Origin of the sequence: Actinomadura sp. HBU206391, assembly GCF_014323665.1 — a bacterium.
In the GTDB taxonomy this organism is placed as follows: domain Bacteria; phylum Actinomycetota; class Actinomycetes; order Streptosporangiales; family Streptosporangiaceae; genus Actinomadura_C.
On the sequence record NZ_JABVEB010000215.1, the window covers coordinates 1 to 9,139 of the forward strand.

A 9,139-nucleotide genomic window follows, 5' to 3' on the forward strand; every position below is an offset into this window, starting at 1 on the left:
GTCGCGCGTGATTGCGGATGGCCGCAGTACGGAGGCGGCCTGCCGACCGGCCCCTCCTCACCCGAACCGGTGCCCCCTACGGTGTGGTGACTCGCATCACATGGTCAGGAGGCTTCGTGAGCACGGCACAAGAGGAAGGGACCGTCTTCGAACGGACCCAGGAGAGCCCAGACTTCCAAGAGTTGCGCCGACGATTTCGCTCTTTCGCCTTTCCGATGACGGTGGCGTTCCTCGCGTGGTACCTGCTCTATGTCATCCTCTCCGGCTGGGCGCGCGATTTCATGGGCACCAAGGTGATCGGCCACATCAACATCGCCCTGGTGTTCGGCATCCTGCAATTCGTCTCCACTTTCCTGATCGCCTGGCTGTACGCCCGGCGCGCCAACACCAAGCTCGACGCGCTGGCCGACAAGATCCGCCATCAGGTCGAGGGGGAGGCCAAATGAGCCACGAGGCGCTCGCCATCGCGCTGTTCCTGCTGTTCGTCGCGGTAACTCTCGTCATCACGATCTGGGCCAGCCGGCACACCAAGGACGCCACGGACTTCTACGCCGGCGGCCGGTCCTTCTCGGCCGCGCAGAACGGCATGGCGATCGGCGGCGACTACATGTCCGCCGCCTCGTTCCTCGGCATCGCCGGCCTCATTGCGCTGTTCGGCTACGACGGTTTCCTCTACTCCATCGGATTCCTGGTGGCCTGGCTCATCGCGCTGCTGCTCGTCGCCGAACTGATGCGCAACTCCGGCAAGTTCACGATGGCCGACGTGCTGGCCTTCCGGATGAGCCCGCGCCCGGTGCGGACGGCGGCCGGCGTCTCCACGATCACCGTCTCGATCTTCTACCTGCTCGCCCAGATGGTCGGCGCGGGTGCGCTCGTGGCGCTGCTGTTCGGCTTCACCAGCGACTTCGCCAAGGCCGCCACCATCGTCCTCGTCGGCGCACTGATGATCATCTACGTCGTGGTCGGCGGGATGAAGGGCACCACCTGGGTACAGATCGTCAAAGCCGTCCTGCTCATGGGCGGCGCGACGCTCGTGACGGTGCTCGTGCTCGGCAAGTTCGGCTTCAACATCTCCACCCTGCTGCGCGACGCCGCGGAGCAGAGCGGCAAGGGCGAGGCGTTCCTCGAGCCGGGGCTGCGCTACGCGACCGAGGCACAGGGCCTCACCGGCAAGCTCGACCTGATCAGCCTGGGTCTCGCGCTGGTGCTCGGCACGGCCGGCCTGCCGCACATCCTCATCCGCTTCTACACCGTCCCGACCGCGCGCGACGCCCGCAAGTCGGTCCTGTGGGGCATCGGGATCATCGGCACGTTCTACCTGCTCACCCTGGTTCTGGGCTTCGGCGCCGCCGCACTGGTCGGTACCAAGGAGATCGCCGCGGCCAACCCGGCGGGCAATACCGCGGCGCCACAGCTGGCCGAGAAGATCGGCGAGCTCATCTTCGGTGACGTGGGAGGCACGATCCTGCTGGCGGTGATCGCGGCGGTCGCGTTCGCCACGATCCTTGCGGTGGTGGCGGGCCTGACCCTGGCCTCGTCCTCCTCCTTCGCCCACGACATCTACGCCCACGTCATCAAGAGGGGCAACGTGACCGACAAGGAAGAGGTGCGGGTCGCTCGCATCTCGGCCCTGGTCATCGGTGCCGTCGCCATCATCCTCGGAATCTTCGCGCAGAAGCTCAACGTGGCGTTCCTCGTCGCGCTGGCCTTCGCGGTCGCCGCGTCCGGAAACCTGCCGGCGATCCTCTACAGCCTGTTCTGGAAGAGGTTCAACACCGCCGGCGCCGTCGCGGCCATCTACGGCGGGCTCGGGTCCGCGGTGGTCCTGGTGTTCTTCTCGCCGGTGGTGTCGGGCGGGCCGAAGGCCCTGTTCACCAGCGTCGACTTCTCCTACTTCCCGCTGGAGAACCCGGGGCTCGTGTCGATCCCGATCGGCTTCATCTGCGGCTGGCTCGGCACCGTGCTCAGCAAGGAGACGAACCCCGCGAAGTACGCCGAGATCGAGGTCCGCGCGCTTACCGGCGCGCACGCCGAAGGCGCTGTGCGCCACTGACCGTAACCCCGGCCTCCTGATCGAGGCCCCGACCCTGACCAATCTCTCCCCGCCCACCGGCCGGCCGCGCTGACCCCCGCGGCCGGCCGGTCCCTTTCTCCCGGGCCGCGGGCGACTTCTCCCGGGCCGCGGCCCCGGTCGACGACGGCGGGGCGACGACGGCGGGGCGACGATCCGCGACGAGCGGGCGTCGATAGGCTTGCTTCCTGGTGCGGCCCGTGGGTCGCGCCGCCGGACTGAACTACTACGGCTTGTAGTAATCTGCCCGGAGGCGGCACTCCCGGAGCCAGGCGCGGCCGGCCCAGGCCCGGTGGAGAACGAAGTGCGGAAGCGAGAGGCGGACCGGTGATCGACGGACTGGCGACGGCGCTCATCGTCATCTCGCTGGCCGCGGCGGCGTGGACACTCGTGCCCGCCGGGCGCGACCGGCCGATCGGCTGGTCGCACCTCGCCGCGCTCGCCGTGGTCGAGGCGGGGCTGCTGGTGCAGGCCGTGATCGCGGTGGTGAAACTGGCCGGCGGCGAGCAGCCCCAAGACCTCACCGTCTTCATCGGCTACCTGGTCGGCTCGCTGATCATCCTTCCCATCGGGGGCTTCCTCGGCGTCGCCGAGCGCACCCGATGGGGCTCCGTGGTGGCGGGAGTCGCCTGCCTGGTCGTCCCCGTCGTGATCATGAGAATGCAGCAGATCTGGCAGGGCACCGTTGGCTGAGCGCACCCGGCCGCCGCGCTCCCTCTCGGCTGGACCGGGACGGGCGCTCGTGTTCGTCTACGTCGTCTTCACCATCGCGGCCGGCGCCCGGTCGGGCGTGCAGATCGCCACCCGCTTCGACGAGGCGCCACTGGCCTACCTGCTGTCGGCGCTGGCCGCGGTGATCTACCTGGTCGCCACGGTGGCACTGGCCCGCGACGCCCGCCGCGTCGCCGTGGTCGCGTGCGCCGTGGAACTCGCCGGGGTGCTGACGGTCGGCGGCCTCAGCCTCGTCGACTCCGCCGCGTTCCCCGACGCCACCGTCTGGTCCGGCTTCGGCCGTGGTTACGGCTTCATCCCCCTGGTGCTGCCGATCGCGGGACTCCTCTGGCTGCGCCGGTCGGCCTCCGCGATCATCGACTCGTGACGCGACCGGCGGCCCATTACTCGTCCTGTGGCGGGTGGTCCAACGCTCGCGGTGGGGCGACACGGATCGCCGGTCCGGCGACGAGCGTGCCGCCGATCCTCACCCCTCCGCCGCCATAGTGATCTTTTCGAGTACGGCCGTGTAGAGCCGCCGCCGATCCGGGCGGGCTCGGCCCGCGGCGTGCCTGAGGGCCGGGACGGCCACCGTCCCGATCAGCGTGAGCCCGTCCACGGCGGCTCTGCGCACGTTCGGGTGGGAGTGGGTGAGCAGCCCGACCACCGCCGGGACGGCCGGTTCGTACGCCGCGTGAGAGAGCGTCTTGACGGCCGAGCGGACCACGTCCGGCTGCGGGTCGTCGAGCAGCGAAATGGTGCGGCGCAGATAGGACGGCCGGTCCAGCACCTTTCGTGCGATGCGGTGGGCGTGCAGGCGGACCCTCGCCTCGGGGTGATCGGCCAGCTCGGCCAGCACCTCCTCGAACCGGACGTCCCGGAGCGCGTGCCCGTCCCCGGCCGGTCGGCCCTCGTAGGGCTCGGCGAGCCGGGAGAGCGCGCGGCGCACCTGCTCGGGCCGGCCGGTGCGGGCCAGCTCCAGCAGCTCCTCGCGCGGCGGTTCCATGCCGGCCGGCCCCGCGGGCGGACGAGGCCGGTCGCGCAGCGCGGCGAGGGTGGCGGCGTCCCGCCCGGCCGCTTCGGGGTGCCGCAGGGGTCCCTCCACGAGCACGAGCCGGTCCAGCAGGTCGTCACGGCCCTCAGCGGTCAGTCGCCGGCGTGCCTCGGCGAGCGCCGGAGTGCGCAGCAGCGGCGTGCCCGCGATCAGGTCGAGGAAGCCCCACGCGCCCGCGCCGAGCCGCTCGGACAGAGCCTCGGCGAGCACATCGGGTGCGACCCTGCGCAGCGCCCGCTCGGCCGACGCGCGGGTGGCCGGCCCGCCCCGCTCCCACCAACGCAGCAACAGGGGGATCAGCCGTTCCACATCCGGCGGGTCCAGATGGGCGGCGACGCGGGCAGCCCGTTCGCGCAAGGCGTCATCGCGCACGGGCTCATCGCGCACGGGCTCATCGCGCACGGGCTCATCGCGTGCGGGGTCATCGCGTGCGCCGCCGGGGCCGCCCCCACCGAGTTCCGCCACGTCCACGGCGTTCAGGGCACGGGCGAGGCCGGGGGTGAGCGCCAGATCGACGCGGCCGCGCAGGAACGCCCAGAGCAGCGTGAGCCTGATCTCCGGCTCGGGCCAGTCCAGAAGGGCGCGCGCCGCGGCGTCGCGCCGGGCCGGGTCGGCGGCGTCCAGCATGGCGAGCAGGCGGTCGCGCAGCGCCGCGGACCGGGGCTGGTCGAGGTCGCCGGGGCGCGGTGCCCGGACGGGCGGAGCGGGACGGCCGGCGTTCTCGGCGATCGTCCAGGCCGGTGCGTCGATGGGCTGCAGCGCGACCATCCAGTCCAGCAGCGCCTCGCGCGTCACCGCGTCCGCTGACGGGAACACCTCGATCAGCGCGTCGAGGCGGTCACGCGAGCCGGGGGTCGCGGGTTCCCCATCGCGCCGGAACTCGCCGAGTGCCCCGGGTGAGCGCGCGGCGGCACGGAGCGCGGCGCGCCACTCACGCGTCTCGGCGGGCTCCGGCCCGCCCTGTCGCGGTGCCGATCCCCGCCGCGATCCCGATCCCGGTCGCTCATCGACCATGAAGGCCTCGCGCAGTACGCCCTCCTCGGCCCGCCAGGGATCGGGGCCGTTGCGGACGCCGGCCAGCGCGTTCTCGACATCGCCGCGGGTCAGCGTCGCGCCGCATTCCCGCAGCAGAGTCAGCGGGGACCGGCCCCCACCGGATCCTGCCGGCAGCTCGCGTACCAGGGCCGCGAGGTCGAGCGCCTCTGCGGCCGGCATCCTCGGCGCCACCTTCTCGAGTACGGCCAGCAGCCCGTCCCGGCCGGGGCCTGCGAGGTCGGTGAGCCCGGCGGTGAGCACCCGGGCCGACCGGGTGAACGTCTCGATCTCGGCGGCCGTCCATGGCTCGGGACACACCCGCAGCGTGAGCCGCAGGACCGGGCCCCGGCCCGCCGGTCCGGCGACGGCGAGGTCCAGCCAGTTCCCCAGCATCGGGCGCACCGCGGAGAGCCGGTCCGCGGACGCCCGCCCGGGGTCGCGCTCATGCTCTTCGACCAGGCGCCGCGCGGTCTCGGCGTTCCAGCCGCGGTCGGCGAGGAGCCGGACGGCGGCGTCGAGGGAGTCCGGTGGATCGTCACCGCGCACCGCAGGTGCCGCGGCCGCCGCGTCGATGCCGTGCGCGGCGAACCGGTCCGCCAGTTCCTCCGCCGTCCCGGCGCCGAGACGGAGCCGTCCCTGCGCGATCAGCATGAGCAGGGCCGGCCCGGCCGGGGACCCCTGGTCCAGGAGCGCGCCGACCGCGCGGGCCGAGAGCCTGCCGCACAGGGCTTGGAGCAGCAGCGTACGGGTCCGTTCGTCACCGTCGCGGTCGGCCGCGGCGAGCACGGTCGCGGCATAGGCGTCGCCCAGGATGGCGCGCAACGCGCCGGTGAGCGCGTCGCGCAGGCCCGGGTTGTCATGGCGGCCGAGCCAGGACAGCAGCCTCGGCACCGCGACCGGCGTGCCGGCGCGGGCCAGCACACCGGCGGCGGTCTTCTTGACGTTCATGTCGGGGTGGTCGAGGCACGCCGCGATCGCGTGGCACGCCCAGCCGGCCCGGGCGTGACCGAGCGCGAGCAGGGCCTGCCGCACGGTCTGGGCGTCACCGGCGGTGGTGAGCGCGATCAGGCTCGCCGACAGGGCCTGCGCGTCCGCACCCTCGGCGTCGAGGGTGAGCAGCGCGATGGCGTGCTTGCGCACGTGCCGGTCCCGGTGGCGCAGCAGCCTGTGCACGCGGGCCCGGGTGCCCGGATAGGGCGCCTGGTGCAGCAGATCGAGCAGGATCGCCTGCTCGCCGGTCCGCAGCCCGGGCCGGTCCAGGAGATCCAGCGCGATGCCCGCGACGAGCGCGTGGCCCGCCGCTTCCCCGTCCGCGGCGTCGAGCAGGCAGTGCGGCCGGATCCGGCCCCGCTCGTGCAGCCGGCGGCCGAGACCGCGAACGGCGGCCACGACCTCGTGCGGTACGGCGGGTTCGGCGGCCGGCCCGGCTCCGTCGGCCGGCCGGGAGCCGGCGGGCCCGCCCGGTTCCCACGAGGCGGCGAGACCGGACACGATCCTCAGCAGGAGATCGGCGATGGTCGCCGCCGTGCCCGCGCCGCCGTTGCGGGCCAGCGTGCACAAGGCCTCCGCCGGCCGGCCGGGGTCGAGGTCGGAGCTCAGCACCGCGAGCTCCCGATCGTCCGGCGCGCCGAGGTCGGCGGCGATCCGGCCGGGCAGGTCCCGGGGCGTCAGGCGCGTTAGCAGCGCCTGCCGCTGCTCGGGATCATCGGTCAGTTGCCACAGCAACTCCAGCGCCCGGTGCCGTACCGGCCGCAGGTGGGCGGCGACGGCCACTGGCGCCGGCTCGGCGCCGCCGCCGTACGGTCCGCTCAGCCCGAGCCCTTCTCTCAGCGCGATGACCGTCGGCCGCCCGCCGACGGCCTGAAGGGCGTGGAGCGCCGCAGCGGGGGCGCGCGGCAACATGGCGATGACCGCGTGTTCCGCGGCCTGATGGCGCAGCGCGCGTAGCGCGTACAGGAAGGGAGCGGGGTCGGGTGCTGAGGGCAGCAGCTCCGTCACCGCCGCACCGACCGGCAGGTCGCCGGCGCCCTGCCCGGCGAGCGCCACCATCAGCTCCAGCCGTCGTGGCCAGGACGGGTCTTCCGGTGCCGCCGCCGTAAGCGCCCGAAGTGCCTCGTGCCGGCAGGTGAACAGGACGGTCGCGATCTCCGCCGCCGAGATGGTGTGGTCGGCCAGCGCCAGATCGACGACCGTGGGGGCGTCGGCGCCGCCGGGGAAATGGCCCCGCCGGTGCAGCCTGCGCAGGCCGGCCACCGCGGGCGCCCCGAACAGCAGGGGATCCTCGGCGGCCGTCTTCGCGAGTTCCCGGATGTCATCCCGGCCGGCCACCTCACCGAGCAGCTCCAGCGCTCGCCGCCGGAGTCGCGGCGGTGCGTCCGGCATCGCGGCGAGGTCCCAGAGCACATCGGCGTGCCCGTGGCGGGCCGCGGCCTCGATCACGGCGTCGGCCACCTCGGGCTCGGCGGCAGCGGCCCGGAGAAACCGGCGCAGGCGTTCCGGCGGAAACGGATCGAGCGCGGCCCAGGGCTCGGCCAGTTCGCGCAGCGCGGCGGCGGCGACCTCGGCGTGGGCGACGCCGGCGAGGTCGGCCACGTGCGCTCGGGCCCGGGCCGGCGTCAGCAGCGCACCGTACAGGGCCTCTCGCACCACCCGAAGCGCCTCGGCGCACAGCACCGGGTCGGCGCCGCTCATCAGTTCCACGACGAGCACGGAGGGATCGTCCACGTCGTCGGCGGCGATGCCGCGAACGGCCTGGTAGAGGAGCTCACCGGCGGGCTCGTCGCGGATGGCCGCAGGCCGGTCCGCGATCTCGGCGCACAGCCAGGCGATCTGCACCCGGGCGGGCAGCCCTGCCGCCCGCCACGGCGGGACGCCGCCCGGCCGCAGATACCGCCGCAGCCGCAGATGGAGCCGGGCCTGCAAAAGCGCCGCCTCGGGCCGGCCGTCCAGCGAGGCCGGCAACAGCCGTGCGAGCTCGGCCAGCTCGGCGGGCCCAGCGCCGCCGCCGGACCGGGCCACCGTGACCAGCTCGGTGAGCCGCACCAGGCCGAGCTGCCGCACCCGTGGCGCGTCGTGGCGCAGGAGACGTCGCAGTACGCCAGGCGTGCAGGCCTGCGCGTCGAGGCCGGCGGAGAGCTCGCCCACGTCGGCGCGGCCGAGCGCGGCGAGGACGGATTCGCTGGGCGGTGTCATCATCGCCGATCCTAGATCGTGGGGTCCGCGGCGGCGGGAGCCCGTCGAGGAGACGAGTGGGGGCGGAGTCCTCGGCGTCCGGGCCACGGCCGCCGTCCGGCAGACTGGCCTGGTGCGTCATGAGCTGATGGGCCTGCCGGTTCGCCACGCGGTCCCGCTGTTGCACACGGCGCTGGCGGAGGCCGGGACGGCCGTGCTCACCGCGCCGCCGGGCACCGGGAAGACGACGCTGGTGCCGCTCGCGCTGGCCGGGCTGCTGCCGGAGCTGACCGGCGACCCGGGCCGGCCGCGCCGCGTGATCGTCGCCGAGCCCCGGCGGCTGGCGGCCCGCGCCGCCGCCCGGCGGATGGCCTGGCTGCTGGACGAGCCGGTCGGCCGCCGGGTGGGCTTCGCCGTGCGCGGGGAACGCAGGCCCGGCTCGCTGATCGAGGTGGTCACCACCGGGGTGCTGCTCCAGCGGCTCCAGCGCGAGCCCGAGCTGGACGGCGTGGGGGTCGTGCTGCTCGACGAGTGCCACGAACGGCACCTGGACGCCGACACCGCACTCGCCTTCCTGCTCGACGCGCGCGCGGCGCTGCGGCCGGATCTGCGCTTGGTGGCCGCCTCGGCGACCGCCGACACCGGGCCGTGGGCCGGGCTGCTCGGCGGGAACCTGCCGGGCGGTGCCGCACCCGGCCCGGCACCGGTCGTGTCGGCCGAAGGCGTGCTGCATCCCGTCGACCTGGTCTGGGCCCCGCCGCCGCGTACCCCGCGACCGCCGCACGGCATGCGGGTCGACCCGGCGCTGCTCGATCACGTGGCCGCGACCGTCCGGCGGGCGCTCGCCGAGAGGGACGGCGACGTTCTGTGCTTTCTGCCCGGTGTGGGAGAGATCGCGAAGGTCGCGGGCGCGCTGGCCGGCGTGGAGGTGCTCCAGGTGCACGGCCAGGCGACCGCCGCCGTACAGGACGCGGTGCTGCGGCCGGGGGAGCGGCGCCGGGTCGTGCTGGCCACCTCGGTGGCGGAGTCCAGCCTCACCTTGCCTGGCGTACGGGTCGTCGTCGACTCGGGACTGGCCAGGGAACCGCGCACCGACC

The 9,139-nt window shown here is 74.1% G+C and carries 6 protein-coding genes; 5 read left to right on the forward strand and 1 reads right to left on the reverse strand.

Annotated elements, in window-relative coordinates:
• Window positions 1-116 precede the first annotated feature (116 nt).
• The 4 genes from HKK72_RS31510 (at window position 117) to HKK72_RS31525 (ending at window position 3,170) form a co-directional block, all read left to right on the forward strand.
• Window positions 117-446 (forward strand): DUF485 domain-containing protein, encoded by a 330-nt coding sequence (locus HKK72_RS31510; protein WP_315987549.1) that lies wholly within the window; start codon window positions 117-119, stop codon window positions 444-446.
• Window positions 443-2,053 carry a cation acetate symporter gene (locus HKK72_RS31515; RefSeq protein ID WP_187238081.1) on the forward strand — a complete coding sequence of 537 codons (1,611 nt, stop codon included), beginning with the start codon at window positions 443-445 and terminating at the stop codon, window positions 2,051-2,053. The genes HKK72_RS31510 and HKK72_RS31515 overlap by 4 nt, the downstream gene beginning before the upstream one ends.
• A gap of 345 nt (window positions 2,054-2,398) precedes the next feature.
• Entirely contained in the window at window positions 2,399-2,764 is a 366-nt protein-coding gene (locus HKK72_RS31520; protein ID WP_187238082.1) for a hypothetical protein, read from the forward strand.
• Entirely contained in the window at window positions 2,757-3,170 is a 414-nt protein-coding gene (locus tag HKK72_RS31525) for a hypothetical protein (protein WP_187238083.1), read from the forward strand. Before HKK72_RS31520 ends, HKK72_RS31525 begins: the two co-directional genes overlap by 8 nt.
• A gap of 99 nt (window positions 3,171-3,269) precedes the next feature.
• Here HKK72_RS31525 and HKK72_RS31530 read toward each other — a convergent pair whose 3' ends face one another.
• Window positions 3,270-8,066, reverse strand: coding sequence for a HEAT repeat domain-containing protein (locus HKK72_RS31530; protein WP_187238084.1), 4,797 nt, complete (start codon window positions 8,064-8,066; stop codon window positions 3,270-3,272).
• Window positions 8,067-8,190: 124 nt separating this feature from the next.
• Between HKK72_RS31530 and HKK72_RS31535 the strand changes: the two genes are divergently transcribed.
• Window positions 8,191-9,139 (forward strand): DEAD/DEAH box helicase (locus tag HKK72_RS31535; RefSeq protein ID WP_261987396.1); only part of this gene is annotated, 949 nt, incomplete at its 3' end.

Excerpts from the sequence above, each read along its gene's own strand:
- HKK72_RS31515 (WP_187238081.1), top strand. The coding sequence starts at position 443 with ATGAGCCACGAGGCGCTCGCCATCGCGCTGTTCCTGCTGTTCGTCGCG.
- HKK72_RS31530 (WP_187238084.1), bottom strand. The coding sequence starts at position 8,066 with ATGATGACACCGCCCAGCGAATCCGTCCTCGCCGCGCTCGGCCGCGCC.